The 26,409-nt window shown below is 61.0% G+C and carries 24 protein-coding genes; all 24 read right to left on the bottom strand.

Annotated features, from left to right (window positions below; genetic code table 11):
- Nucleotides 1-17 precede the first annotated feature (17 nt).
- Nucleotides 18-1,736, bottom strand: a complete 1,719-nt coding sequence (locus tag L8I05_RS01840; protein ID WP_242167011.1) for a fused response regulator/phosphatase — start codon at nucleotides 1,734-1,736, stop codon at nucleotides 18-20.
- Complete coding sequence (locus L8I05_RS01835; RefSeq protein WP_242167010.1) at nucleotides 1,733-2,038, bottom strand: STAS domain-containing protein; 306 nt, start codon at nucleotides 2,036-2,038, stop codon at nucleotides 1,733-1,735. The genes L8I05_RS01840 and L8I05_RS01835 overlap by 4 nt, the downstream gene beginning before the upstream one ends.
- A 103-nt stretch (nucleotides 2,039-2,141) precedes the next feature.
- On the bottom strand, nucleotides 2,142-2,591 hold the full coding sequence (gene fliJ, locus L8I05_RS01830; protein ID WP_177018994.1) for a flagellar export protein FliJ: 450 nt from the start codon (nucleotides 2,589-2,591) through the stop codon (nucleotides 2,142-2,144).
- A gap of 3 nt (nucleotides 2,592-2,594) precedes the next feature.
- The gene (gene fliI, locus L8I05_RS01825) at nucleotides 2,595-3,953 is read right to left on the bottom strand and encodes a flagellar protein export ATPase FliI (RefSeq protein ID WP_197627249.1); all 1,359 of its coding nucleotides are present in this window, start codon (nucleotides 3,951-3,953) and stop codon (nucleotides 2,595-2,597) included.
- A complete protein-coding gene (fliH, locus tag L8I05_RS01820) occupies nucleotides 3,943-4,707 on the bottom strand; it encodes a flagellar assembly protein FliH (RefSeq protein ID WP_159958622.1) in 765 nt (254 codons plus the stop codon). The genes fliI and fliH overlap by 11 nt, the downstream gene beginning before the upstream one ends.
- A 10-nt stretch (nucleotides 4,708-4,717) precedes the next feature.
- Complete coding sequence (fliG, locus tag L8I05_RS01815; protein WP_053257308.1) at nucleotides 4,718-5,734, bottom strand: flagellar motor switch protein FliG; 1,017 nt, start codon at nucleotides 5,732-5,734, stop codon at nucleotides 4,718-4,720.
- The gene (fliF, locus tag L8I05_RS01810) at nucleotides 5,727-7,502 is read right to left on the bottom strand and encodes a flagellar basal-body MS-ring/collar protein FliF (RefSeq protein WP_242167009.1); all 1,776 of its coding nucleotides are present in this window, start codon (nucleotides 7,500-7,502) and stop codon (nucleotides 5,727-5,729) included. Before fliF ends, fliG begins: the two co-directional genes overlap by 8 nt.
- 16 nt (nucleotides 7,503-7,518) lie before the next feature.
- The gene (gene fliE / locus L8I05_RS01805; RefSeq protein WP_016972029.1) at nucleotides 7,519-7,848 is read right to left on the bottom strand and encodes a flagellar hook-basal body complex protein FliE; all 330 of its coding nucleotides are present in this window, start codon (nucleotides 7,846-7,848) and stop codon (nucleotides 7,519-7,521) included.
- 131 nt (nucleotides 7,849-7,979) lie between these two features.
- On the bottom strand, nucleotides 7,980-9,359 hold the full coding sequence (locus L8I05_RS01800; protein WP_177018992.1) for a sigma-54 dependent transcriptional regulator: 1,380 nt from the start codon (nucleotides 9,357-9,359) through the stop codon (nucleotides 7,980-7,982).
- 7 nt (nucleotides 9,360-9,366) lie between these two features.
- Nucleotides 9,367-10,578, bottom strand: a complete 1,212-nt coding sequence (locus L8I05_RS01795) for an ATP-binding protein (protein WP_159961584.1) — start codon at nucleotides 10,576-10,578, stop codon at nucleotides 9,367-9,369.
- A gap of 110 nt (nucleotides 10,579-10,688) precedes the next feature.
- Entirely contained in the window at nucleotides 10,689-12,164 is a 1,476-nt protein-coding gene (locus L8I05_RS01790) for a sigma-54 dependent transcriptional regulator (protein ID WP_197627247.1), read from the bottom strand.
- A gap of 169 nt (nucleotides 12,165-12,333) precedes the next feature.
- A complete protein-coding gene (locus tag L8I05_RS01785; RefSeq protein WP_177018991.1) occupies nucleotides 12,334-12,630 on the bottom strand; it encodes a flagellar protein FliT in 297 nt (98 codons plus the stop codon).
- A 24-nt stretch (nucleotides 12,631-12,654) separates the two neighbouring features.
- Complete coding sequence (fliS, locus tag L8I05_RS01780; protein WP_242167008.1) at nucleotides 12,655-13,044, bottom strand: flagellar export chaperone FliS; 390 nt, start codon at nucleotides 13,042-13,044, stop codon at nucleotides 12,655-12,657.
- Nucleotides 13,045-13,185: 141 nt separating this feature from the next.
- Nucleotides 13,186-14,589 (bottom strand): flagellar filament capping protein FliD, encoded by a 1,404-nt coding sequence (fliD, locus tag L8I05_RS01775; RefSeq protein ID WP_242167007.1) that lies wholly within the window; start codon nucleotides 14,587-14,589, stop codon nucleotides 13,186-13,188.
- A 79-nt stretch (nucleotides 14,590-14,668) separates the two neighbouring features.
- Entirely contained in the window at nucleotides 14,669-15,028 is a 360-nt protein-coding gene (locus L8I05_RS01770) for a flagellar protein FlaG (RefSeq protein ID WP_106576448.1), read from the bottom strand.
- A gap of 75 nt (nucleotides 15,029-15,103) precedes the next feature.
- A complete protein-coding gene (locus L8I05_RS01765; protein ID WP_242167006.1) occupies nucleotides 15,104-16,549 on the bottom strand; it encodes a flagellin in 1,446 nt (481 codons plus the stop codon).
- A 267-nt stretch (nucleotides 16,550-16,816) separates the two neighbouring features.
- Nucleotides 16,817-17,746: a ketoacyl-ACP synthase III gene (locus tag L8I05_RS01760; RefSeq protein WP_177018988.1), complete on the bottom strand. Its 930-nt coding sequence runs from the start codon at nucleotides 17,744-17,746 to the stop codon at nucleotides 16,817-16,819.
- A 277-nt stretch (nucleotides 17,747-18,023) separates the two neighbouring features.
- Nucleotides 18,024-19,607, bottom strand: coding sequence for a flagellar hook-associated protein 3 (locus L8I05_RS01755; RefSeq protein ID WP_242167005.1), 1,584 nt, complete (start codon nucleotides 19,605-19,607; stop codon nucleotides 18,024-18,026).
- A gap of 14 nt (nucleotides 19,608-19,621) precedes the next feature.
- Nucleotides 19,622-21,658: a flagellar hook-associated protein FlgK gene (gene flgK / locus L8I05_RS01750; protein ID WP_242167004.1), complete on the bottom strand. Its 2,037-nt coding sequence runs from the start codon at nucleotides 21,656-21,658 to the stop codon at nucleotides 19,622-19,624.
- 10 nt (nucleotides 21,659-21,668) lie between these two features.
- Nucleotides 21,669-22,937 (bottom strand): flagellar assembly peptidoglycan hydrolase FlgJ, encoded by a 1,269-nt coding sequence (flgJ, locus tag L8I05_RS01745; protein WP_242167003.1) that lies wholly within the window; start codon nucleotides 22,935-22,937, stop codon nucleotides 21,669-21,671.
- A 4-nt stretch (nucleotides 22,938-22,941) separates the two neighbouring features.
- Nucleotides 22,942-24,030: a flagellar basal body P-ring protein FlgI gene (locus L8I05_RS01740; protein ID WP_162530309.1), complete on the bottom strand. Its 1,089-nt coding sequence runs from the start codon at nucleotides 24,028-24,030 to the stop codon at nucleotides 22,942-22,944.
- 27 nt (nucleotides 24,031-24,057) lie between these two features.
- Nucleotides 24,058-24,753: a flagellar basal body L-ring protein FlgH gene (gene flgH, locus L8I05_RS01735; protein ID WP_003214607.1), complete on the bottom strand. Its 696-nt coding sequence runs from the start codon at nucleotides 24,751-24,753 to the stop codon at nucleotides 24,058-24,060.
- A gap of 53 nt (nucleotides 24,754-24,806) precedes the next feature.
- On the bottom strand, nucleotides 24,807-25,592 hold the full coding sequence (flgG, locus tag L8I05_RS01730) for a flagellar basal-body rod protein FlgG (protein WP_005790105.1): 786 nt from the start codon (nucleotides 25,590-25,592) through the stop codon (nucleotides 24,807-24,809).
- Nucleotides 25,593-25,663: 71 nt separating this feature from the next.
- Nucleotides 25,664-26,404: a flagellar basal body rod protein FlgF gene (locus L8I05_RS01725; protein ID WP_197627243.1), complete on the bottom strand. Its 741-nt coding sequence runs from the start codon at nucleotides 26,402-26,404 to the stop codon at nucleotides 25,664-25,666.
- Nucleotides 26,405-26,409: the final 5 nt, after the last annotated feature.

Here is a 26,409-nt window from a genome sequence, read left to right as displayed (position 1 = left end):
GATCAAGAATCGGCGGATTATGCCAGAGCCCCCCAGCAAAACTCCACGCACACACTGCGCCCGCCATCGGACCAGCGTACATCGCTGCTCAGTTGCCGCACCAGGCTCAAGCCGCGGCCAGACAGACGGTCGACATCCAGCGGCCGCGCCAGCACCTGTTCCACGTCAAACCCAGGGCCGCTGTCTTCAACGCGCAACGTCATTTTGCCGCCCGTGGCCGTCGGCACCACTTGCACATGCACACGCACATAGCCGCTGTTCAACTGCGCCAGTCGCTCATTGCGCAGGCGGTAATAGTGGGCAAACCCCTGCGCATCACGCTTGAGCTTCGAATCCAGGCCCAACACGCCATGCTCCAGCGCATTCGAATACAACTCGGCCATCACACTGTAAAGCGCCCCGCTCTGCTTGCGCAGGCCGTGGATCTCCAGCAGCAATTGCAGCAGATACGGCAGCGGGTTGTAGCTTTTGAGGGTCTGCGCGCGGAACTCAAAACTCACCGACCAGTCCAGCGGGCACGACTGCCCACTGTCGGCATACAGTGCCTCGGCTGCGCGCAACGGCTGGCCGTCCTGCAAGGTGATCTCAACCATGCTGACGTCGTCCCGCGCCTGGCCACGAAACGCTGCCAGGGCCTTTTCGATGTCTTCGAACAGGCGATCAGGTTCACGGTTGGCCGCGAACACCTGCTGCAAACGCTCGGCGCCGAACAACTGGTCATTGGCATCGGCGGTGTCCAGCACGCCATCGGAAAGCAAAAAGACACGATCACCGAGGGCCATGGGCCAGACCTCGGTGCTGTCATCAAACGTCTCGGCCGAGAGCACGCCTAACGGCAGATGCCGCGACACCAACGGCGTGCGCTTGCCCGTGGCGACTTCATGCACATAACCCTCGGGCATGCCGCCGTTCCACACTTCCACCACGCGCCGCTGGCCACTCAGGCACATCAGGGTGGCGCAGCAGAACATGTCCACCGGCAGGATGCGTTTGAGCTTGGCATTCATCTCCCGCAGGGTTTGCGCCAGGCCGTAGCCCTTGGCCGTCATGCCATAAAACACTTCCGCCAGCGGCATCGCGCCGACGGCGGCCGGCAGCCCGTGGCCGGTGAAATCGCCGAGCAGCACGTGCATGTCACCCGAGGGTGTATAGGCCGCCAGCAGCAGGTCGCCATTGAACAGCGCATAGGGCGATTGCAGATAGCGAATGTTCGGCGCCGCGTTGATACAGCCAGAATGCGCGACCTTGTCGAACACCGCCTTGGCCGCGCGCTGCTCATGCAACAGGTAATCGTGGTGCCGTGCGATCAGGTCACGCTGCTGCAACACCGTGGCCTGCAGGCGGCGCAGGCGATCCATGGCGTTGATTTTCGCCGCCAGGATCAGCTGATTGTAAGGCTTGGGCAGGAAGTCATCGCCTCCCGCATCCAGGCACTGGGCGAGGGCTTCGCTCTCACGCAGGGACGTCAGAAAGATAATCGGCACCAGCGCTTCGCCCGCCAGCTGCTTGATCTGACGCGCCGCTTCAAAGCCGTCCATCACCGGCATCAAGGCGTCCATCAACACCAGTTGCGGACGCTCGCGCGTGAACACCTCGACGGCTTGCGCGCCGTTGGTGGCGGTGAGCACCTGATGCCCCTGGCGCCGAATGATCGTGGACAACAGCAGTAAATCCGCCGCGCTGTCTTCGGCGATCAGCACCGTCAGCGGCTCAAGGACCGGGGCCAGGCTGCTCAACTGAGATCGAACAGTTTGTCGAAGTTGGAAATGGCGAGGATCTTGCGCACATCGGAGTTGCTGTTGATCACCTGCACTTCGGCGTTATCACCACCGGCATGGTCGCGTAACAGCAGGAGCATGCCCAGGGCCGAGCTGTCCATGTAGGTGGTTTCCTTCAAGTCCACCACGTAGATCTCGGGCACCTTGTAGAACCGCTCGTAGGCATCACGAAAGGCTTGGTGGCTACCGAAATCGAATCGCCCCTTGACTGTAATCGTCAACTTCGTCCCATCCAGGGATACTTCTGACACAACTGACATGTGACTGCTTCCTTGTCATTGGCAATATGCAACAAGGTTTAGCAGCTGATTGAGGTATGGGCAACACAGCAAATGAAATGTGGGAGCGGGCGCGCTCCCACACTTAATACTGTGATTGGCGCGGAAGGCGTTGTGACAGCTCATCCAGCAGCTTCTGCTCGCGCTTGTCTTCAATCGCCCGCGCTTCGTCGATATAACGCTGCACCAACTTGCGCAAACCTTCGACCCGGGCGAACGCCGCCTGCCAGGCCTCGCGGGCTTTATCGAGGTTGTTCTGGTGCCAGGCCAGGCTTTGGCGCTGTTGGCCGACGGCCGTCTCAAGCTGGTTGAGAAAGCCCTGGTAGCCCATCAGCCATTGGCCGGACACGCCCTTGCTGCCGCGTTCGATCCACTGCTGCTGGTACTCGCCGCGAAAGCGCTCCAGGTCGCCGAGCTTGCTTTCGGCCAGGCGCACCTGGCCCTGGAAATAACCCAGGCGCTGCACTGCGGCTTTTTCGGCCTTTTCGGCCATGTCCACCACTGGGGCCAGGCGTGAAGAGCGCGTGCTGGCCATGGCTTAACCGCCTGGCGCCGGGGCGAAGATCGAGCCCAGGTGGGCTTCGCTTTCGCCCATGCTGATCTTGTCGTTGAGGCCCTGGCGCAGATAGGTCACCAGTTGCGGTTGCAGGGCAATTGCCAAGTCGGTTTCACGATCGCCACCGGCTACATAGGCGCCGACGCTAATCAGGTCGCGGCTCTGCTGATAACGCGACCACAGTTGCTTGAAATGTTGCGCACGGGCCATGTGTTCCGGCGTGACCACCGCCGGCATCACCCGGCTGATCGAGGCTTCGATGTCGATGGCCGGGTAGTGCCCTTCTTCGGCCAGGCGCCGCGACAGTACGATGTGGCCGTCGAGCACGCCCCGCGCCGAGTCGGCAATTGGATCTTGCTGGTCATCGCCTTCGGACAGCACGGTGTAGAACGCGGTGATCGAACCGCCACCGGCCTCGGCATTACCGGCGCGCTCGACCAGCTTGGGCAGTTTGGCGAACACCGACGGCGGGTAGCCTTTGGTGGCGGGCGGTTCGCCGATGGCCAGGGCGATTTCCCGCTGGGCCTGGGCGAAACGCGTAAGCGAGTCCATCAGCAACAGGACGTTCTTGCCCTTGTCGCGAAAATATTCAGCGATGCGCGTGCAGTACATGGCGGCGCGCAAACGCATCAGCGGCGCATCGTCCGCTGGCGAAGCCACCACCACCGAGCGCTTGAGGCCTTCTTCACCGAGGCTGTGCTCGATGAACTCCTTCACCTCACGGCCCCGCTCGCCGATCAGCCCGACCACGATAATGTCGGCTTCGGTGAAGCGCGTCATCATGCCCAGCAACACCGATTTACCCACACCCGTACCGGCGAACAGGCCCAGACGCTGGCCGCGACCGACCGTCAATAAACCGTTGATGCTGCGAATGCCCACGTCCAGCGGCACGCTGATGGGGTTGCGGTTGAGCGGGTTGATCGTCGGGCCGTCCATCGGCACCCAATCTTCGGCCTTCATGCCGCCCTTGCCGTCCAACGCACGACCGGCGCCGTCGAGTACGCGGCCGAGCATGCTCATGCCCATCGGCAGGCGGCCGGTGTCGGCAAGTGGCACCACGCGTGCGCCGGGGGCAATGCCCGCCAGGCTGCCCACTGGCATGAGGAAAATCTTGCTGCCGGAAAAGCCCATCACTTCAGCTTCGACCTGCACCGGGTGGTAGCTGTCGTCGTTGATCACCAGGCAACGGCTGCCCATGGCGGCGCGCAGGCCTTCGGCTTCAAGGGTCAGGCCGACCATGCGCAACAGGCGCCCTTCGAGGATCGGCTGGCCGGGCAACACCGTGGCCTCGGCGTAACCGCTCAGGCGCTTGGCGAAGCTGGTGCGATCAAGGCGCATCGGCGGCGTCCAGGTCGACGCTCAGGTCAGGCTCGGCCGGGTGCAAGGCTTGTTCGTGCAACTGGTCGAAGAGCTTGGCCATGATCTGGGTGATACGGGTTTCCACCGTGGCATCGATACGGCTGTGTTCGGTTTCGACGCGGCAACCACCGGGCAGCAGCGCCGCGTCTTCGACGATGCGCCAGGTTTCTTCATGGCGCTCGCGCAGGGCTTTGACCTGCTCGAAATCCTGCGGGTTGATGTACAGCCGCACATTGCCGACGCCCAACGGCAGCAGCTTGAGGGCTTCGCGCATCACGCTTTCGATGTGGCTGGAATCAAGCACCAGTTCACGCTGGATCACCTGGCGGGCAATGTGCTCGACCAGGCCGACCATGGATTTTTCCAGCTGCGAATCCTGTTCGGCGATCGGGTCGAACAGGCTGCCCATCAAGCGTTCCAGGCTGGCCAGCTTGACGCTCAGCGCCTCCTCGGCCTCTTGGCGAACTTTCAGGGTGGTGCTGCGAAAACCGTCTTTTTCACCCGCCGCGAAGCCCTCGTTGTAGGCCTCCTGGCGGATGGCTTCCAATTCTTCGAGGGTCAGTGGCTGGACTTCATCCAGCGGCACTTCTTCCATTTCCGCCGGTGTTTCCACCACCGGCTCAGGCTCGGGCTCCGGCACATGCGGGTCGAAGCTGGGCAACGACCAGATGTCGAACCCGCCGACATCCCGCGCGCGAATCAGATCGCTGGGCGTCTCATCTTTGTTCGACATGGATGGCGCCTTAGATCATTTCTTCGCCGCCCTTCCCGCCGAGAACGATTTCTCCGGCTTCGGCCATACGGCGGGCAATGGTGAGGATTTCCTTCTGGGCGGTTTCCACGTCGCTGACGCGCACCGGGCCCTTGGCTTCCAGGTCGTCGCGCAACAGTTCGGAAGCACGCTTGGACATGTTCTTGAAGATCTTCTCTTTGACGCCTTCGTCCGAGCCTTTGAGGGCCAGCACCAACACGTCGGAAGACACCTCGCGCAGCAGCGCCTGGATGCCACGGTCGTCGACATCGGAGAGGTTGTTGAACACGAACATGAGGTCTTCGATCTGGCCGGACAGGGTGTCGTCGATCTCGCGGATCGAGTCCATCAACTGGCCTTCGACCGAGCTGTCGAGGAAGTTCATGATGTCGGCCGCGCGCTTGATGCCACCCAAGGTGGTACGCGAGGCGTTCGAGTTGCCCGAGAACTGCTTCTCGAGAATCGTGTTGAGTTCTTTCAGGGCGGCCGGCTGCACGGTGTTCAGCGACGATACGCGCAGGATGATGTCCAGGCGCACTTTATGGTCGAAGTGGCCGAGCACTTCACCGGCCTGGTCGGGGTCGAGATAGGCGACGACGATGGCCTGGATCTGCGGGTGCTCGTAGCGGATCACGTCGGCGACGGCACGCGGCTCCATCCATTTAAGGCTGTCCAGGCCACTCGTGTTGCCGCCCAGCAGGATACGGTCGATCAGGCCGTTGGCCTTGTCTTCGCCCAACGCCGAGGTGAGCATTTTGCGGATATAGCTGTCGGAGCCGACGCCCAGGCTGGTCTGGTCGCCGACGATCTCGACGAACTCGCTCATCACCTGCTCGACTTGCTCGCGGTGCACATTGCGCATTTGCGCCATGGCCACGCCCACGCGTTGAACCTCTTTGGGGCCCATGTGGCGCAGCACTTGTGCGGCGTCGGTCTCACCCAGGGACAGCAGCAGCACTGCGGCTTTGTCGACTTTGGTGAGCTTGGCAACAGCGGCTCGATCATTCATCTGCGTTAATCCACTCTTTCACGACCTGGGCCACACGGCCCGGGTCTTCTGCCACCAAACTCTTGATTGCGTTCAACTGAGCGTCGTAGCCTTCGCTCGGGCTTGGCAACAGAATGCTTTGCGGGCCGCCAAGGCTGACGCGGTCGTTGGCCAGTTCGCCGTCAAGGCCGCCCATGCCACCCAACTCGACGTCGCCGCCAGCCAGGGCCAGCTGTTTCTTGCCATGACCGGTGATGTTGTTGAGCACCGGGCGCAGCACGCCGAACACCAGCACCAGGATGAACAACACACCCAGCACTTGCTTGACGATGTCCCAGAACCACGGCTGCGTGTAGAACGACGGGTCGGCGATCACTTCGCCACGCTCGGCGGAGAACGGCATGTTGATCACGCTGACGCTGTCGCCACGGCTGGCGTCGAAACCGACCGCGTCCTGCACCAGGCGGGTGAAGCGCGCCAATTCATCGGCGCTCCAGGGCGCACGGGTCACAGCACCGTCAGCGGCATTGACCTTGACCTGGTCATCGACCACCACCGACACCGACAGGCGATTGATTTTGCCCTGTTGCTGCTTGGTGTGGCTGATGGAACGGTCGAGTTCGAAGTTCTTGGTCGACTGGTTACGCTTGTCGGCCGGGTACGGCGCGAGCATCGGCTGGCCGGTGGCCGGGTCCATGATCTGCTGGCCGTTGGCGTCCAGCAGTGGCTGGCCAGGCTGAATCGCACCCGCGGTTGCGGCAGCGCCACCGGTGGTTTGCGGTGCCGAAGCGGGAGCTGGCGGCTGGTTGCTCAGGGCACCCGGCACACCTTGCGGGCCATTGCTGGCGGTGCGTTGTTCGCTGGTGGACTGCTCGCTGCGCAGGGCCGGCTGATCCGGATTGAACTGCTCGGAGGTCGACTCGACGGCGCTGAAATCCACATCGGCGGACACTTCAGCCTTGTAGCGGTCGTTGCCCAGCACTGGTTGCAGAATGTTGTGCACACGCTGGGTGAGCATGCTTTCCATGCGGCGGCTGTAGTCGAACTGCTTGCCGGCCTGGGTCAGCGCGGAGTTCTCGGCCAGGTCGGAGAGCAGGTTGCCCTTCTGGTCGACCACGGTGATTTGCGACTTGCTCAATTCGGGAACGCTGGTGGCCACCAGATTGATAATCGCCAGCACCTGGCCAGGCTCCAGGGAGCGGCCGGAAAACAGTTCGACCAATACCGAGGCACTTGGCTTGCGTTCGTCACGTACAAACACCGAGCTTTTCGGAATCGCCAGGTGCACACGGGCGCCCTTGACGTTATTCAAGCTGGAGATGGTGCGCGCCAGTTCGCCTTCCAGACCACGACGATAGCGCGTGGCTTCCATGAACTGGCTGGTGCCCAGGCCCTGGTCCTTGTCGAGAATTTCAAAACCGATATTGCTGTCGGACGGCGTAACGCCAGCCGCGGCCAATTTCATCCGCGCACGGGCCACGTCGTCGGCCTTGACCAGCAGCGCGCCAGAGTTGGGCTCCACGGTGTAAGCGATGTCGGCGGCGGCCAGGGTTTCCATGATCTGCTTGGAATCCATGCCGCCCAGGCTGCCGTACAACGGGCGGTAATCAGGTTGCTGCGACCACAGCACCACGGCAAAACCAATCGCCACGCTGGCAGCCAGGCCGACCATCAGGCCCACCTGACGCAACATGGTCATTTCGGAAAGGTTTTCCAGGAACGACAGGCCAAACAGCGGCGGCTTGCCGTCTGCCTTGGCGGGTACGTTGTCCACGACTGCTTCTGCCATGACTTAAATCTCGTCCTTAAACCGGCATCTGCATGATGTCTTGATAAGCCTGGACCAACTTGTTACGCACTTGGGTCAAGGCTTGAAAGGAAACGCTGGCCTTCTGCGAGGCCACCATCACGTCGGTGAGGTCTACGCCGCTTTTGCCGATTTCGAAGGCGGTGGCCAACTGATTCGAGGCTTGCTGGGTATCACTGACTTTATTGATTGCCTGACCGAGCATGTCGGCAAAACTGCTTTGGCCCAATTCCGGCGCTGGCGCGACGGATTTCGGTTGAGCCATGGCATCCATTTGCATGGAGCGCATATCCAACATCAACCGATTGAACTCAATACCCTGGCTCATGACCTTCTCTCTCCGACGACCCGCAATTTTTTGACACTACGTAGCGGTTACTAGGGGTGGTAGCAACAAGGGTGCCAGCTCCGTGGCGATTCGTAAGAAAAGGCGACAAACCCTGTCGGCCCGATGCTTTTTCAGGTGGCGAAGAGGTAGGCTTCCACGTCCATTCCCGCGTCACGCATCTGCGCCAGCTTGTAGCGCAAGGTGCGCGGGCTTATCCCCAAGCGCTCGGCTGCTTCTTTGCGGCGGCCGCGCTCGGCACGCAGGGTGTCGATGATCATCTGGAATTCGCGGCGACGCAGGTCGTCGCCCAAACCGCCGGCGGATTCGGCTTCGACCGCCACCACAGGCGCCGGCGCCAGGCTCGGCAACGGTGCCGCGCCAGTGCCCATGGCCAGGCAGAAGTCCTGCGGCTGGATCAGCCCGCCCTGCTGCAAAATCAGCGCGCGCTGGATCGCGTTGTCCAATTCGCGCACATTGCCGGGCCATGGGTAGCTGATCAGGCAGGCCTGGGCATCGGCCGACAACCGCGCCTGGGCGTGCTTCATTTTTTTGACGTGGTTGTTCAGCAGGCGCTCGGCCAGCGGGATGATGTCTGCCGGGCGCTCGCGCAGTGGGCGCCAGGCCAGCGGGAATACCGAAAGGCGGTAGAACAAGTCTTCACGGAAGCGCCCCGCCGCCACTTCGCCCGCGAGATCACGGTTGGTGGTGGCGACCACGCGAATGTCCAGCTGGATCGGCTTACGTGCGCCGACGCGCTCCACTTCGCGCTCCTGCAGCACCCGCAGCAACTTGGCTTGCAGACCCAGGGGCATTTCCGAGATTTCATCGAGCAGAATGGTGCCGCCGTCCGCCTGTTCGAACTTGCCCGCCTGGGCGGCGATGGCGCCGGTGAACGAGCCCTTTTCATGGCCGAACAGCGTGGCTTCGAGCATGTTGTCAGGGATCGCCGCGCAGTTGATCGCGATAAACGGTTGTTTGGCGCGGCTGGATTGCTGGTGGATATACCGCGCCAGCACTTCTTTACCGGTGCCGGACTCGCCGGAGATCAACACGGTGGAATCGCTGCGCGCCACACGGGCCGCCAGTTCCAGCAACTGCGCGCTGGCCGGCTCGAAGGCAATCGGGCCTTCACCGTCGCTGGCCGGGACCACGCCAAGCGCATGCCGGGCGACCAGCTCGATCAAGGCTTTGGGCTCGAACGGCTTGACCAGGTAATCCGCCGCGCCTTGGCGCATGGCGTCCACCGCCCGCTCTACCGCGCCGTGGGCGGTCATCAGCAAGACCGGCAGTTGCGGCTGGCGTGCGCGCAGCAGGCCGAGCAACTGGTGGCCGTCCATGCCGGGCATGTTCACGTCGCTGACCACCAGGCTGAAGGACTCTTGCTCAACGGCCTCCAAGGCGTCCTCGGCCGAACCGACCGCCCGGTAGTCATGGCCCGCCAACAGCAGCGTGTCAGCCAATGCTTCACGCAGGGCGCGATCGTCTTCAACCAATAAAACCTTGATAGCCATAGTCCTTTTACTCCGCGCTTGCCGCGCTGGAAAACAACGGCAAGGTCATCAATGCACAGGTGCCACGCCCCAACCGGGAGTGCAGCTGCAATTCTCCCTGATGCGCACGCGCCACTGCCTTGACCACGGTCAGGCCCAGGCCCGTGCCGTTGGTTTTGGTGGTGAAAAAGGGTTCGCCCAGGCGCTGCAGCACCACCGGGTCGATGCCGCTTCCGCTGTCGCTGATGCACAGGCGCAGGGTTTGCCCGCGGTTGTACAGGTGCACTTTGAGGCGCGCACCGGGGCCGCTGGCCTGGGTGGCGTTTTCGATCAGGTTGAGCAAGGCGCCGACCAGCGTGTCGCGGTTGCACAGCAACTCGCCGAGATGGCTGTCGCACTGCCAGCGCACGTTGGCCTCTTGAATATGCGTCGCCGCTGCCGCCTGCAGCGATTGCATCAGCACAGCCGGCGTGAGGCGGTCGGTCAGCGGCAATTCGCCGCGGGCAAACACCAGCATGTCGCGCACCTGGTGCTCCAATTCATGCAGGCGCTCCTTGAGGCGGCCGGCAAATCGCTGGTGGGTGGCGGCGGGCAATTGCTCATCAGTCAAATGACTGGCGTAGATCAGCGCCGCCGACAGCGGCGTACGGATCTGATGCGCCAAAGAAGCGACCATCCGCCCCAGCGACGACAAGCGCTCGTGGCGCGCCAGTTGGTCTTGCAGGTGACGGGTTTCAGTCAGGTCGTTGAGCAGCACCAGTTGGCCGGGCTCGGCGTCGAGAGAACGGGTGGCGATGGACAGGCGGCGGCCGTCCTTAAGGGAGATTTCATGGCCATCGTCTTCGCGAGGCGCAAAGCAGCGCGTAATCACGTGGCGCCACAGTTCGCCTTCAAGCGGTTCGCCGAGCAAGTCGCGCGCGGCCGGGTTGGCTTCGCGCACGCGGCCCATCTCGTCGATGACGATCACGCCACCGGGCAACAGGTCGAGGAGGTTTTGCAGACGGTTGGCCAGGCGCTCTTTCTCGGCCAGCTCTTCCATGCGCTGGGCACTGACCACCGCCAGCTCGCCCTTAAGCTCGGAAACCCGGGCCTCCAGCAAGCTGTAGGAGTCAGTCAGTTGGCTCGACATCTGGTTGAACAGCGAAAAGGCCTGTTCCAGGCCCTGCCGGCTTTGCTGCTCTACAGAGGGGAGAAGCCCCTGGATGTCGGGGGCCGAAGAATGTTGGGCGGCGTGGGGCATCATGCTCTCTCGCTTGGCTGACCGTCAGTTAAACGGAACGTTGCGAGGGCTGTAGCAATACCCGTGCCGAAAAAAAACCGCTGACTAATCAGCGGTTTATATTTCAGGCGTCAATCATCTGTCTGCTCATCGCCTTCCCGGCGGCTCATGCCGTACTTGCGCATCTTCTCAACCAGGGTGGTTCGGCGGATACGCAAGCGTTCGGCGGCGCGCGCGACAATGCCGTTGGCATCGTCCAGCGCCTGCTGGATCAGGCCTTGTTCAAGGCTACCGAGGTAGTCCTTCAAGTCCAGGCCTTCGGGCGGCAGCATGGCGGTGGAACCGAAGTCCGGCGTATGGCCGTTGATGGCCACGCGCTCTTCCAGGTCGCTGCGCAGGCTGTCGACCAATTGCTCGTCTTCGTCGTCGACGTAGCGGAATTTCTTCGGCAGCTCGACCACGCCGATCACCCCGTACGGGTGCATGATCGCCATGCGCTCCACCAGGTTGGCCAGCTCGCGGACGTTGCCCGGCCAGCCGTGGCGGCACAGGGACATGATCGCGGCGGAGTTGAAGCGAATCGAGCCGCGCTTTTCGTGTTCCATGCGCGAGATCAGTTCGTTCATCAGCAGCGGGATGTCTTCGACGCGCTCACGCAGCGGGGCCATTTCGATAGGGAATACATTGAGGCGGTAGTACAAGTCTTCGCGGAAGCTGCCGACCTCGATCATGCTTTCGAGGTTCTTGTGCGTGGCCGCGATGATGCGCACGTCGACGCTCTGGGTCTTGTTGCTGCCCACGCGTTCGAAGGTGCGTTCCTGCAGTACGCGCAGCAGCTTGACCTGCATCGGCAGCGGCATGTCGCCGATTTCGTCAAGGAACAGGGTGCCGCCGTTGGCCAGCTCGAAACGCCCGGCACGGCTGGTGATCGCCCCGGTAAAGGCGCCCTTCTCGTGGCCGAACAATTCGCTTTCAAGCAGCTCTGCCGGGATCGCCCCGCAGTTGACCGGCACGAACGGCCCGTCGCGGCGCTTGGAGTGATAGTGCAGGTTGCGCGCGACCACTTCCTTGCCGGTGCCGGACTCGCCGAGGATCAGCACGCTGGCGTCGGTGTCGGCCACTTGCTGCATCATCTGGCGCACGTGCTGGATCGCACGGCTGGTGCCGACGAGGCTGCGGAACAAGTTGGGTTCGCGATGACGGCCGCGCTCGCGGGCCTGGTCGTACATCTCACGGTAAACCTGGGCGCGGTGCAGGGAGTCGAGCAATTTGCTGTAGCTGGGCGGCATTTCCAGGGTCGAAAGCACGCGGCGGCGTTGGTCTTCCGGCAGGTCGACAGAAGAAACATCGCCCATTAGCAGTACCGGAAGGAACTCATCCCAGGTCGACAGTGTCTTTAACAAGCCCAGTACTGCACCAGGAGCGTTTACCGTCCCGATCAGCACACAAATGACTTCACGGCTCGACGACAAAGAGCTGACCGCCTGCTGCCAATCATGGCTACCGCAGGGTAAATTTTCTTCACCAAGAAAATTTAAAATCACCGCCAAGTCGCGGCGGCGGACGCTATCGTCATCGATCAGCAGAATTTTGGTTTCACGCCACATGCAATAGCAACTTCCCTAGTAAAACTTCCTGCCCCAGAGTGAGGGCAATCTAGACGTCTGTAAGATTTCTTACTTGGTAGACGTCTGAAATCTGAAAACAGCACTAGTTAAGTCAAAAATGCTGGCACAGTCAAATATATGACGCACCGTTCGGACTAACTGAGCCCATTCAGCCGAACAGATGGTAAACCTTTGACGCGTTTTCCGCTCGGTTGATCTGCGACATCTCTTCGAAAATCGCCTGGCGCTCGCCCGTCGTCACCTCCAGCAACTGCTGATACACCGCCAACAAGCTCTCCAGCTTTTCCCGCAGGGCATCCTCATCCACCGGCGCGTTATTGAGTGCCTCATCGATCACCGCACGGCAGCCCATATCCAGTTCGCCGATAGCGTCCCAGTTACGTGCCGCCAAGGCGTCGACCAAGGCTTCGCGGGTTTCGTCAATCCGTTGCAGGGCGTGGCTCATGACATCATCCTCAGGCCGAAAGGCCTACAGTGTTGCAATACCGTCCCAGCCTTCCTTGAGCGTAATCATCAGGCCGGCTACTTCGTCGATCATGGTGACATCGTTCTTGCTGTTGGCTTCCAGCAGGCGCGCAGTCATGTAGGCGTACAGGTTGTCCAACTGTTGCAAGGCGGCCGGATCATCGGTTTTTTCCGGGTTCAGGCCGTCACGCAAGCCGATCAGGATGTCGATCGCCTTACCGAGCAGCAGGCCTTTTTGCGCGATATCACCACGAGCCATGGCGCCCTTGGCCTGGGCCATGCGATCCAGTGCGCCTTCCATCAGCATCTGGACCAGACGGTGCGGGCTGGCTTCGGAGACCTGGGCATGGGAATTGACCTTCTGGTATTGGCGAAGGGCTCTCATGGGATTCATGTTTCTACCTCGTGACAGGCGACAGCTAAATTGGATGGGCTCTGACTAATATGTCGACTGGGTCGCAAAAAACTTTAACCCCCAAGTCGGTCGAAGGCGGCGCCCGATGGCGGTATTTACCACCGGGCGACTTCATCGGGATCAGCTGTCCGAGGACGACTTGTTCAGCGCGTTGAGCGTGGTCATGACGCTGGAACGCTGACTGGTGAGCTGGGCCACCAGGTTGTTCATCGTCGTATATTTAGCGGTGAGGCTGGTCTTCAGGGCGGCCATGCGCGCGGTCAGGGTGTCCTGCTGGTTTTGCAGGTCCTTGAGGTTGCTCGACAGGGTCGAGGAGCGCGTGGCGAGAACACCGGTGTTGCTCAGCGCGTAGCTGTCGGTCGCGGTTTTCATGCGCGCCAGCAGGCCATTGTCGCCGTTGAAAATACCGCCGATGTCGGTAGGGTTGGTCAAGATCGCCGCACCGAATATTTTATCGTCAATACTCAGCTTGCCGGTGCCGGAGTCAGTGTTCACACCAAATTGCGCCAGGGACTTCAACGTGCCCGTGCCAGCCAGTGCGTTCATCTGCGCACGCAGGGACGACTGCAAAGTACGCATGGTGGCATCACCGGTCAGCGCAGACGGCGTGGTCGAACCATCGGCGTTGGTGGTGATTTTGGTTTCAGTATTGATCGCCGTCATCAAGGCGTTATAGGTGTCGACAAAGCCCTTTACCGAGCTTTTGAGGGTGTCGTTGCTGCGGCTGACCGTGATGGTCGAGGCGATTCGATTTGGACTGTTCTGATCTGTGACGCCAGACGGAAGAGGCGACAGCGCCGTCAACTTGATACTCACGCCGCTGATTGCGTCAGTCAGGGTATTGCTCTTGGATTCCTGCGCAGTACCGTCAATGGTGTACTTCGCATTCTTCGGCTCGGTCACCACTGATGTCCCCGCTTCCAGGCCGGAGTTACCACCCAGGGTAATGTCGGTGCCGACACCGGTATTGGTTGACGTCATGACCAGTCGAGAACCCGTGGCGTCAGTCAGGATGTTCGCACTCAGGCCTACGCTGCTGTATTGCGCGTTGATCGAGTCACGTACTTGTTGCAACGTCGCGCCCGGTGGAACAGTGACCCCATAACTCTGCCCAGACTGGGAAATCTCCAGTTTCGTCGACGTCGTACCGGCATTGACGACCGTACTCGGCCCCTTTGCATACGTCTGGGTCGCAACCTTCGAGGAGGTCGCCAACTGGTTGACCACCAGCGAATAGTTGCCTGCAGAGGCACCAGCCCCCAAGGTAATGGTGGACACGTTTGAATCCGACGTTGTCGCCGTCAGGCCGCCGATACTGGCGTCCTTGGCCATATTGTCCAAGGCCCCGCGGAAGGCATCCAGCGCTGCTTGAATCTTGCCGATCGAGGACAGCTGGGCAGTCGACGTTTGCGTCTGCTTGTTGATCTGCGACTGCTTTGGCGCTTGTTCAGCGTTGACCAAGGCCGTAACGATCGACTCGGTATTAATCCCCGTAACCGGGCCGCTTACCGTGATATCACCCATGACTCTTCTCCTGATCGGGGCTGGCGCTTTATTGACGGACGACGCCTCAAGCAGCTACAGCAACAAAATTCATGCCAGCTCAGACTTTGGCGTCAAACAACACACTGCTGGCGTCGTGAAGGCTTTGTGCGAGTTTCAATGCCGTTTCCGAAGGGATTTGACGAATGACCTCGCCACTGTCGGTCGCAATGACCTTGACCACCACCTGATGGGTGGAGTCATCAATGGAAAAGTCCAGGTTGCGCTGGGCAGCCTGGACGAATTTGCGAATATCCGTTACCGCCTGTTCAAGGTCGGAGGATTTCGAGTCCTGCTTGGGTTCGCCCGTGGCAACCGTGGGGTCTACCTTGGTTTTCTGCGGGTCGGCTGTCACAGGGGCAGGCGCGCTCTGCGGCGCCGCTGCTGGATAAGACAGGTTCAACTTGACGCTCATGTCCATGTCCAATCTCCTCATCACGCAAAAGACAAAAGGGCACGTAAACGCGCCCTTCCGTCAGTCATCTACCGATGGCTATTACTGAAGCAGCTTCAGTACAGCGGATGGCAGTTGGTTGGCCTGGGACAGGATCGCAGTGGAAGCCTGTTGCAGGGTTTGTTGCTTGGTCAACTGAGCAGTTTCAGCAGCGTAGTCAACGTCCTGGATCTGACCGCGAGCGGCGCTGGAGTTGTCGGAGATGCTCTGCAGGTTGGCAACGGTGTTGTCGAAACGGTTTTGTACAGCACCGAGACCGGCACGCTGGGAGTCGATGTCCGAGATCGCCTGAGTGATCACGTCGATCGAGTTCTGTGCGTTAGCAGCAGTGGTGATGTCGGTGTTGTTGACGGTGGTTTTGGTGGAGTTGGCAGCTGTACCGGTAGCTGCGAACAGACCTGTCACGCCAGCGCCGCTCAGCGAGTAGCTGCTGGAGGAGTTCAGGGAAACTGCACCCGTGGCGATGATCGCGGTGGCAGCCAGGGCAACGGCAGTGCCGGCAGTACCGGTACCATCCAGGGTGGCAACCTTGACGCCTGCGATAGCACCGGCGTCGCCACCGTTGAAGGTCAGGTTCTCACCGGTATCGGACTTGACCGACAGCGCTTGAGTGGTCGAATCGTAGTTAACGGTGATGCCCAGTTTGGCAGCGTTGGACTTCAGTTGGTCAGCCAGGTCAGAAGCGCTGGTCACGCCAGTGAACTGGACCGCAGCACCGCTACCGACTTTCAAGGTGAAGTTGGCGCTGGCTGGAGATGCAGCAGCGATGGCAGTGGAGTCAACGGTGAACTGGGCAACAGTGCTGGCAGTAGCAGCCAGGCCGCCTACAGCGCCGTTCATTTGCGCAGCGATCTGCCCGGCCGAAGCACCGGCAGCGATGGTCAGGCTCTTGGACTGGCCGCCACCGGTAACGGTGAGTGCGCCGCCGGCAACGCCTGTTGCGCTTGGAGCAACGCCTTGGGATTTCAGCTGCTGCGAACCAATGTTGTTGGCTGCAACGTTACCGATGCTCATGTCGATGGTCTGGTTGGCGTTGGCGCCGACCTGGAACGAAGTGGTACCGAAAGAACCGTCCAGCAGGTTCTTGCCACCGAAAGTAGTGGTGGTAGCGATACGGGTCAATTCAGCAGTCAGTGCTGCGTATTGAGCCTGGTTCGACTTACGGTCGTCAGCGCTTGGCGAGCCGTTGGCGGATTGCAGAGCCAGGGTACGCATGCTTTGCAGGATGTTGGTGGACTGCTGCATGGCGCCTTCAGCGGTCTGAGCAATCGAGCTGCCGTCGTTGGCGTTCTTGATTGCAACGCCCAGGCCGTTGATTTGGCTGGTCAGACGGTTGGAGATTTGCAGGCCGGCCGCATCGTCTTTGGCGCTGTTGATACGCAGGCCGGAGGACAGACGCTGCATGGAAGTTTGCAGAGCGCCGGAAGCCTTGTTCAGGTTGTTCTGAACGTTCAACGAAGCAAGGTTAGTGTTTACTGTTAAAGCCATGACGAAATCCTCGTGGGTGGTGTACTGCGGCTTCCGGCCCTGGCAACCGCCGGGTGTGGCCTAGAGAACCTTCGTAATAGTTATCGTCGTGAATGCAGGTCTCTTGAGGATTTTTTTGATTTTTTTTACTAGCACGTGGCCACCCTTTGCAATTCAAGCATTTACGATAGCCCAAAGCCTCGCATTTGCTGGGTTTTCTGGCGCCAAATAAAAAACGCCCAGGCTTTTTCAAGCCTGGGCGTTTTTGTGTGCGGCGCTATCAGCAGGTCACGGACGATAGAGAATCGCCGAACCCCACGACAAACCCACACCAAAGCCACTGATCGCCACCCGCTTCCAGTCGCCATCCATCATGTGCTTTTCCAGCAGCAGCGGAATGCTCGACGACACGGTATTGCCCGTCTCGACCATGTCCTTGATGAATTTCTCTACCGGGGCGTCTTCAAACCGTCGCGCCACGGCGTCGACGATCGCCGCACTTCCCTGGTGAATGCAGAACGCATCAATCTCGTCAGCCTTAAGCTCAGACTCGTTGAGCAGCTCGTGCAAATGCGCCGGTACTTTGAGCAGGGCGAAGTTGAACACCTGGCGGCCATTCATGAAAAACACACCGTCGCTGACCTTCAGGTGCGGCGCGCCGGAACCGTCGGTGCCGAACTTCGACTTGCCCAGCAGCCACGGGGCGTCTTCGCCCATCCAGGTCGCGGTGGCGGCATCGCCGAACAGCATGGTGGTGTTGCGGTCTTCCGGGTCGACAATCTTCGAATACGGGTCAGCGGTGATCAGCAGGCCGTTTTTCAGGCCAGTGGCTTCCATGAAGCCCTTCATCGCATAAATGCCGTAGACGTAACCGGAGCAGCCCAGGGAGATATCAAAGGCGGCCACGTGGGTCGGCAAGCCCAACTTGTCCTGAACGATGGCGGCCGTGTGGGGCAAGCCCTCTTCGTCGCCGTTCTGGGTCACGACGATGACCGCATCGATGGACTCGCGCGACAGTTGCGGGTTGGCAGCAAACAAGGCATTCACCGCCTCGACACACAGGTCGGAGGTTTCCTGCGCAGCATCCTTGCGCGGCAGGAACGCCGAACCGATCTTGCCGATGATGAAATCTTCATCCTTGGCGAATTTGGCGCCCTGGGCGTAGTTATCGACCCCGTCTGCCGGCACGTAACTGGCGATGCTTTTTATGCCAATCATTGTGGCTTCCCAATACTAAATAGCTGGATAACACCCCTCGAACGACGCCGGGAGTGCTGACAATAAAGGGGATAACCCCGTAAAAATATCGCTGAAAGCCGCCGCGCAAAGACCCGCAGTCGACTTATCCTTTTCACACGATACAGTGAAGATGCGCTTTATGACTCACAGGTCACTCAATTTTGTGCGCTTTGTGCAAAACCCTGCAACATTTACGGCGGCAGAAATGACAACGGCCCACCCTGTTGCCAGGGTGGGCCGTCTGTTCCGCCGATGATTACATGCGGCTGAACAGGCTCAACTGAGAGATTTTCACAAACGCCAGCTGCGAGGCTTGCAGCATGGTCTGCTGCAGCGTCAGGTCGATGGCGGCCTGGCCCATGTCGACGTTGGCCAGCGACGACATGGTGGAGGTGTTGGCCAGGCCCAGGCTGGTGTTTTCCTGGCCCTGAATATCCAACGCATTCTGGCGTGCACCAATCGAGCCGCGTACCTGGTCGATTTGCGCCGTCGCGTTGCCCAGGTTGCCGATGGTGGTGTTGAGCACATCCTTGAGCGTGTTCATCGCCACCGGGTCGCCATCGGCCGGGGTTTCCAGCGCCTTGCGCAACTGGCCAAGGGTGTCCAGGGCGTTCATGTTCTTGTTGCTGGTGGCGCCGACGGCAAACTGGTCACCGGCACCCGGCGTGCCACTCACATCAAAGGTCACGCCGGCGGCAGTGATCGACGTCGCGCCCGTGGCCATGGTGCCGGTGGCAATCGACTTGCTGTTGGCCGTGTACGGCTGGGCGTACACCTCGTAAGCATTGCCGCTGGTGAACTTGATAATCGCACCCGAGTTGGGAAAGGTGCTGGTGTAGGCCGCCTGATCCGTGACCCGGCCACCGGTCAACTGCGCGGTGGATGCATTACTCGCCGTACGCGAACTGCTGAACGTGTCCGGCTTGCTTTCCAGGGTAAACGCCTTGCCCGCCACCAAGGCATCAGAGTCCGGGCCCGAGGCCACATCCGAACCCAGGTTCAGGCTGATATCGAACTTGACCCCGCGCAGGTTGATGCTGTGCGCGCCTTCCTTGGTGGAGTCAAACGTGCCGTTACCGGTGATCTCGGCGGTCACGTCGTTACCGTCCTTGTCGGTCACGCTGTATTGAGTGCTGCTGGCGAAGGTCACCTTGTACGGCTGACCATCGGCAAAGTTCTTGGTGTACGCCGTGCCGTTAGTGACCAGGCCCGCCGAGATCGCGACTTTGCCGTCATTGACCGCCGGCGGCAAAATCGTGGCCTGGGTGCGACCAGTATTGGAAGAACTCTCCAGCAGCGTCTTGCCGGTGTCGCCCGCAGCGATGGTCAGGTTGCTCGACACTTGCAGGCTCAGCGGCGTCTCATCGCCCTGGTAGGTGTAGGTGCCATCGTTGTTGCGACTGTAAGGCGGCGTATCGGTCTTGGCCCCGGAGAACATGTAGTTGCCGCTCGAGTCCTTGGTGTTGAGCAAGCCCAATACCTGGTCCTCGAGTGCGCCGACCTGGGCGGCAATCGCCTGGCGGTCATCATTGCTGAGCTTGAGGTTACCGGCCTGCAACGCCAGGCCCTGGGCGGTTTGCAGCGCAGTGTTGATGCTGCCGAGCACGCTTTCTTCGTTGGTCAGCGAGTTTTGCAGGCTGGTGATGTTGCCGTTGTATTGCCCCAGCATGTCTTTCTGCTGTTGCAGCATCAGCAATTGGGCGGCGGCCACGGGATCATCGGCGGCGGTTTGCACGCGCACACCGGAGCTCGCCTGGTCCTGGGCCTTCACCACACCGGAATAGTTATCCTGATACTTGCTGGAGCTGGTGTCGAAATACTGCTGTGTAGAGATACGCATCGTTCCAGACTCCTTTAAAGGGCGTTAATCAGTGTGCTGAAGGTTTCTTGCGCGGCCTTGATGATCTGCGACGACGCCGTGTAGTACTGCTGGAACTTGATCATGTCGCCCGCCTCCTCGTCCAGGTTGACCTGGGACACGGAGTTGCTCGCCGCCTTGTTCGCCGCCAGCAAGGCGCCGGTGGCGGTGCTGTCGGTATTGGCCTGGGCGGCCTTGGAGCCGACCTGGGAGACCAATCGGCTATTGGCGCTGACCAGGCTTACGCCCGCGTTGCCGTCCACCGCACCCACCGTCGCCTTGGTTTGCAAGCCCAGCAACTGTTGGGCGTTGCGGCCATCGGACGCCGCGCCGCTGTTGAACGAAAACGTAGTGCTGTCGTTTTTGACCGGCGAACCGGCCACGGTGGTATCAAAGCTGAAGCTTTTGCCAGGGATCAACGTGCCGCTCGCATCGCGCATCGGCACGTTGACGGTGATCTTGTTGCCCTGCCCCGGAATGATGCTGCCGGTGCCGATCGAGTTGCCCTGGGCGTCGGTGAGCGAGTAAGGCTGGGTGCCGTCCGCTGCCGGGTCGCCGAACACCATCTTCACCGGCATCGAGTTCTCGATCCCGGTGCGCAGCTGAGCGGTAGCCGCGCCGCCATTGATATCGATAGGCACGGTCAACACCGGTGGCGTGAACGTGCCGGTGCCAGTGTTGGTCTTGCTGGCATTGCCGGCCAATGGCCCGGCAAACGCGATTTTATTCGGGTCTTTCAAATCGACACCGATGTTGCTGGCACCCGTGGCGGTCGGGCTGACTTTAAAGCTGTCACCGGCAGCCACTGTGCCGCCGGTATTCAACGCCAGGGTGAAACCATCAATCACCGGCGGCGGCGTGGTGGTAGTGTCGAACGAACCCATGGCCTTGCCATCGGAACGCACCACGTTGTACTGGTTGCCGCTGGTGAAGGTGACCTTGTAGTCGAAGGTCGACAGCTTGCTGCTGTCGGCAATCGTCACATTCAAGTTGCCCGAACCTGCGCTGTTACCCGCCGCCGCCTGGCTGCGCTGGGCAATCGCCGCGGCGCTGTTGATGTCGCTGAACAGCGAGGAACCGAAATCGCCATTCAGGTCCAGGCCCTGGCCCAACTGGCTGTTGACGCTGTCGGCGGTGGCAATGGCGATGCGACCCAAGTCGTTGATGGCCGGCATCAGCACGTCACTGCGGTAACGCAGCAGGCCGCCGATGCTGCCGCCGGTCACCACCGAGCCGATGTCCATCGACGTGTCGCCCATTTTGAGCTGGAGGGTGTACTGGCTATTGTCGGTGCTGCTGGGTACGGCCGAAATCGTATTGGAGATACTGCCCTCGACCAGCGACTGGCCGGTGCCGGTGGTGATGCTCAGTTGGCCGTTCTTCTCGGTCGCGGTCACGCCAATCAATTCGTTGAGCGAACGCACGGCTTCATTACGCGCATCCAGCAGGTTGTTCGGCGCGCTGTTCGACGAGCCCTGGGCCTGCGCAATCTGACTGTTCAGCGAGGCAATCGACGCGGTGATCGTGTTGACCTGATCGCTCATGGTCTTCAGCTGGCCGTTGATGGTCTCTTTCTGCTGGGTCAACTGGGTGGAAATCGCGTTGAAGCGGTTGCTCAGGGTCTGGGCGCTGGTCACCAGCAATTGCCGCGCGGACACATCGCTTGGGGTCGCCGCCGCGGTTTGCAGCGAGGCGAAAAACGCGCTGAGCACCGCCGACATGCCGGTGGACTTGTCCGACATGGTCTTGTCGATGGCTGCAGCCTGGCCCGCGTAGGCGGTGGCGTCGCTGTTGAGCGAGGTGCTGCTCTGGTAGGCGGCGCCCAAAAAGTCGTTATAAATGCGGCGCACATCCGCCAGGGTCGTGCCGCTGCCGATGTACACGCCGCCATACTGGTTGTTGGCGCTGGCGTTCTGGGTGGTCTGCTGACGCGAGTATCCCGGGGTGTTGACGTTGGCAATGTTGTTACTCAGGACCGACAGCGATCCTTGAGCGGCGTTGAGCCCCGACATCCCGATATTGAGCAAACTCATGATTCAGACCTTATAAATGAGTGGATGCGCCCGCGGCAGCGTAGTTCTGGTAACTGTTCATCGTTTTGGCGATCTGCGAAATCTTGCTGGCGTAGTCCGGGTCGGTTGCATATCCGGCTTTTTGCAACTCGCGTACAAACTGTTCCGGGTTGTCGGCTGATTTCACAACTTCTTTATAGCGATCATTGCTTTGCAGCAATGTCACGAGGTCGTGGAAGCTGTCCTGGTAGGAGTTATAGGAACGGAACTGCGCCGTTTCCTTGACCATCGCTCCATCACGAAACTCGCTGGTGATTGCACGCGCCTGGCCGCCCTGCCAGCTCTGCCCGGCCTTGATGCCGAACAGGTTGTGGCTGCTGCTGCCGTCTTCGGCGCGCATCACCGATTTACCCCAACCGGTTTCCAGCGCGGCCTGGGCTACCAGGTACTTCGGATCCACGCCAATGCGCGCGGCGGCCGCCTTGGCCATCGGCAGCATGGTGGCGACGAATTCATCCTGCGAGCTGAAGGCTTTTTTCGCCGGCGCCAGCGGTGGCTGGGCGATGGCGCGGCCGTAGACCTGCATGCGCCCGCTCGGCACGGCAAAGCTGCGCGCCGTGCTGTTGATCACGTTATCGGCGCCGGCGCTGTTACGCAGCGGCGCGCTTTGGGCGACAGTCGTTGCGTCGGTGCTCGGCACGATGCCGGCCAACAGGCGGTCGGTCAGTTTGCTCGGCAGGGCAATACGGCGCTGGTTCATCAGCTCCACATCGTTGGCGTGTGCACTCGCGCCTTCCGGCACGGCCACGCGATAAGCCCACAGTGGGCGCTGGCCATTGGAGCGGCCCAATGGGCCTTCGGCTTTAGTGCCGGCGGCGATTTCCGTCGGCACATCAACCTTCTTCGCTGGCGCCTGCGCGGCTTCCGGGCCTTGCAAGGTGGCCGCCTGGGCGTCCACCGGTTTGTTCTTCTGCATCTGGCGCATCAGCACGTCGGCCAAGCCGATACCGCCGCCTTCGCGGGACATCGACACCGCCAGCTGCTGGTCGTACATTTCCTGGTACTGCTTGGCAGCCGGGGTGTTCATCGGGTTGTCTTTGCCCAGCGCCTCGGTGGCCGAGCGCATGGACTTGAGCATTTCGCTCAAAAACAGCGACTCGAACTCCTGCGCCACCTTGCGCATGTTGCCTTCGCTGTTCTTGTCGGCGCCGACCTTGAGCTGGTTAAGCCGGTTGAGGTCGGAGTAAGACCCCGAGTCCGCCGTGCTGCTGATCCCGCTCTTGCGCATATCCATGGCCATAGCCTCAGATCACAATCAGGTCGGCTTGCAAGGCGCCGGCCTGTTTCAGAGCTTCGAGGATCGCCATCAAGTCGCCAGGGGCTGCGCCCACCTGGTTCACCGCGCGGACAATCTCATCCAGCGTGGTGCCGGGGCCGAACTTGAACATCGGCTTGGCTTCTTGCTGAGCATTCACACGCGAACGCGGCACTACCGCCGTCTGGCCGTTGGACAACGGCCCAGGCTGGCTGACGATCGGGTCTTCGGTGATGGTCACCGTCAGGCTGCCGTGGGTTACCGCTGCCGGCGACACCTTGACGTTCTGGCCGATCACGATGGTGCCGGTACGCGAATTGATGATGACTTTGGCGACGGCCTGGCCTGGGTCGACCTCAAGGTTTTCCAGGATCGACAGGTAGTCGACGCGCTGGCTTGGGTCCAACGGCGCGGTGACGCGGATCGAACCGCCGTCGATCGCCTGGGCGACGCCAGGGCCGAGCATGTCGTTGATCTTGTCGACCACGCGCTTGGCGGTGGTGAAGTCTGACCGGTTGAGGTTCAAGGTCAGGCTGTTGCCCTGGTTGAAACCGCTCGGCACGGTGCGTTCAACCGTGGCGCCGCCCGGAATGCGACCGGCCGATGGCACGTTGACGGTGATCTTCGAACCGTCACGGCCCTCGGCGTCGAAGCCGCCCACCACCAGGTTGCCCTGGGCGATGGCGTAGACGTTGCCGTCGATACCTTTGAGCGGCGTCATCAGCAAGGTGCCGCCGCGCAGGCTTTTCGAGTTACCGATGGAAGACACGGTGATGTCCACCACCTGGCCCGGCTTGGAGAAGGCCGGCAAGTCGGCACTGATCGATACGGCCGCGACGTTTTTCAGCTGCACGTTGCCCGAGCCCGCCGGCACCTTGATGCCGAACTGCGAGAGCATGTTGTTGAAGGTCTGCAGGGTGAACGGCGTCTGAGTAGTCTGGTCACCCGTACCGTTGAGCCCCACCACCAGGCCGTAACCGATCAGTTGGTTGGAACGCACGCCGGAAATACTCGCGATGTCTTTCAACCGCTCGGCGTGTGCCCCTGCGCTCAAGGCCAGCAATAACGCGGCAGCCATCAGCTGTTTGAGTTTCAAAGTGGCCACCTAGAAAGGGAACAGCGGGCTAAGGAAGAAACGGTCGAACCAGCCCGGCTGACTCGCATCAGCAAACGAACCCGTACCCGAGTAGGTAATGCGCGCATCGGCAATCCGTGTCGACGGCACGGTGTTGTCAGTGGAAATATCATCGGCGCGGACCATGCCCGCAATCCGCACCAGCTCGTCGCCGGTGTTGAGGGTCATCCACTTTTCACCGCGTACGGCGATGATGCCGTTGGGCAACACATCGGCCACGGTCACGGTGATCGAACCGGTCAGGCTATTGCCCTGCCCTGCCGCACTCTTGCCGTTGGTGGCACGGTCGCCGCTGTAGCCGGCGTCCAGGCTCAAGTCGCCACTGCCCAGCGGGTTGTTGGTGTTGGGCACGCCGCCGAACAGCGAGGTCAGGCCGATGCTGGTCTTGCTGGTCTTGCCGATCTGCGAGTTGGCGTTTTTGCTCGCCTGGGTTTTCTCGTTCAAGGTGATGGTGATGATGTCACCCACGCGGAACGCCTTGCGATCGCTGTACAGGTTCTGTTCGAAACCGGCCTGGTAGATCGAGCCATTGTTGGCCGCCGCCGGCAACGGCGTGCGCGGCAACACCGGCGCGTAGTACGGGTCATTGGGCTTTGGCGTCGGGGCGACACAGCCCGCGAGCACGGCGATCCCACTCAATGCCAGAACAGAAACATAGCGATTCATGACCCTTACCTCACGGTGTTGCAGGCGCCGTCAATGGCGCCCCATAGACTTGATTACAGATTCTGCGTTACGAACGAAAGCATCTGGTCGGCGGTGGAAATCACCTTGGAGTTCATCTCGTAGGCGCGTTGGGTGGTGATCATGTTGACCATCTCCTCAACCGTGCTCACGTTGGAGGTTTCCAGGGTGCTTTGCAGGGTGGTGCCGAAACCGTTCAGGCCAGGGGTGCCGATTTGCGGCGCGCCGCTGGAGGCGGTTTCCAGGAACAGGTTGTTACCCATGGCCTGCAGACCGGCCGGGTTGATGAAGTCGGCGGTTTGCAGGTTGCCGATCACTTGCGACGCCGGGTTGCCGGCCACGGTGATCGACACGGTGCCGTCGTTGCCGACGGTGAAGGTCTTGGCGTCCGCAGGCACCACGACAGCCGGCTCCAGGGCGAAACCGTTGGCGGTGACGATCTGGCCATTGGAGTCGAGGTGGAAAGTACCGTCACGGGTGTAGGACGTAGTGCCGTCCGGTTGCAGGATCTGGAAGAAGCCACGGCCGTTGATGGCCATGTCCAACGGCTGACCGGTTTGCTGCAGGTTACCGGCGCTGAAGTTCTTCTGGGTGCCAACGATCTGCACACCGGTACCCAGTTGCAGGCCCGACGGCAGTTCGCTGTCCTGGGTCGACTGGGCGCCCGGCTGCTTCTTGATCTGATAGAGCAAGTCCTGGAACTCGGCGCGGTCACGTTTGAAGCCCGTGGTCGACACGTTTGCCAAGTTGTTGGAAATGGTGGTCAGGTTGGTGTCCTGGGCGGACAAACCTGTTTTGGCAACCCATAGAGCCGGAAGCATGCTGTTCTCCTTCGTGCGCCTGTTTGTTGGCGCCGCGCTGCAAAATTAGTGTTCGTTCAGTGAGGCCGCGATCAGCTCATCGCCAGTACGCGAGTCATGGCCTGGTCGTCTTCTTTAGCGCTGTTCATCATCTTGATGTGCAGCTCGAACTGCTTGGAAAGCGAGAGCACCGCAGTCATTTCTTCCACCGCGTTGACGTTGCTCGCCTGCAGGAAACCCGAGGTCAGCGTGACGTTCGCATCCGCCTGCGCCGGTTGGCCATCCTTGGTGTGGATGGTGCCGTCGAGGCCTTTATTCATGTTCTTGAGGTCGGGCTGGACCATCTTGATGCGGTCCACCTCCGCCATCACTCGCGGGCCTTCGCCCATGGCACGGATACTGATGGTGCCGTCCGAGCCGACTTCGATTTTCTGCTGGGGCGGCACGGCAATCGGGCCACCGTTGCCCATCACCGGCATGCCGTTGCCGGCGCGCAATACGCCCAGCGCATCGACGTTCATGCTGGCACTGCGCACATAGGCTTCGCTGCCATCCGGGGTTTGCACGGCGATCCAGCCATTGCCATTGACCGCCACATCCAGGTCACGACCGGTCTCGATCATGGCGCCCGGCGAGAAGTCAGTGGCCGGCCGCTCGGTCATGGCAAACGCCCGCGCCGGAAAGCTGTCACCGAACACCGGCATCGAACGCGCCTGCTCCAGGTCACGCTGAAAGCCGTTGGTGGAGATGTTCGCCAGATTGTTGGCATGGGCCTTCTGCGCCAGTGCATTCTGGCTGGCGCCGGTCATTGCCACGTAAAGGTACTTATCCACGCTCT

It is taken from the genome of Pseudomonas sp. MONT-RG-20F-20-E-7-02, from assembly GCF_022662395.1.
Taxonomy (GTDB): Bacteria; Pseudomonadota; Gammaproteobacteria; order Pseudomonadales; family Pseudomonadaceae; genus Aquipseudomonas.
This window is presented reverse-complemented; position numbering and strand designations above follow the sequence as displayed.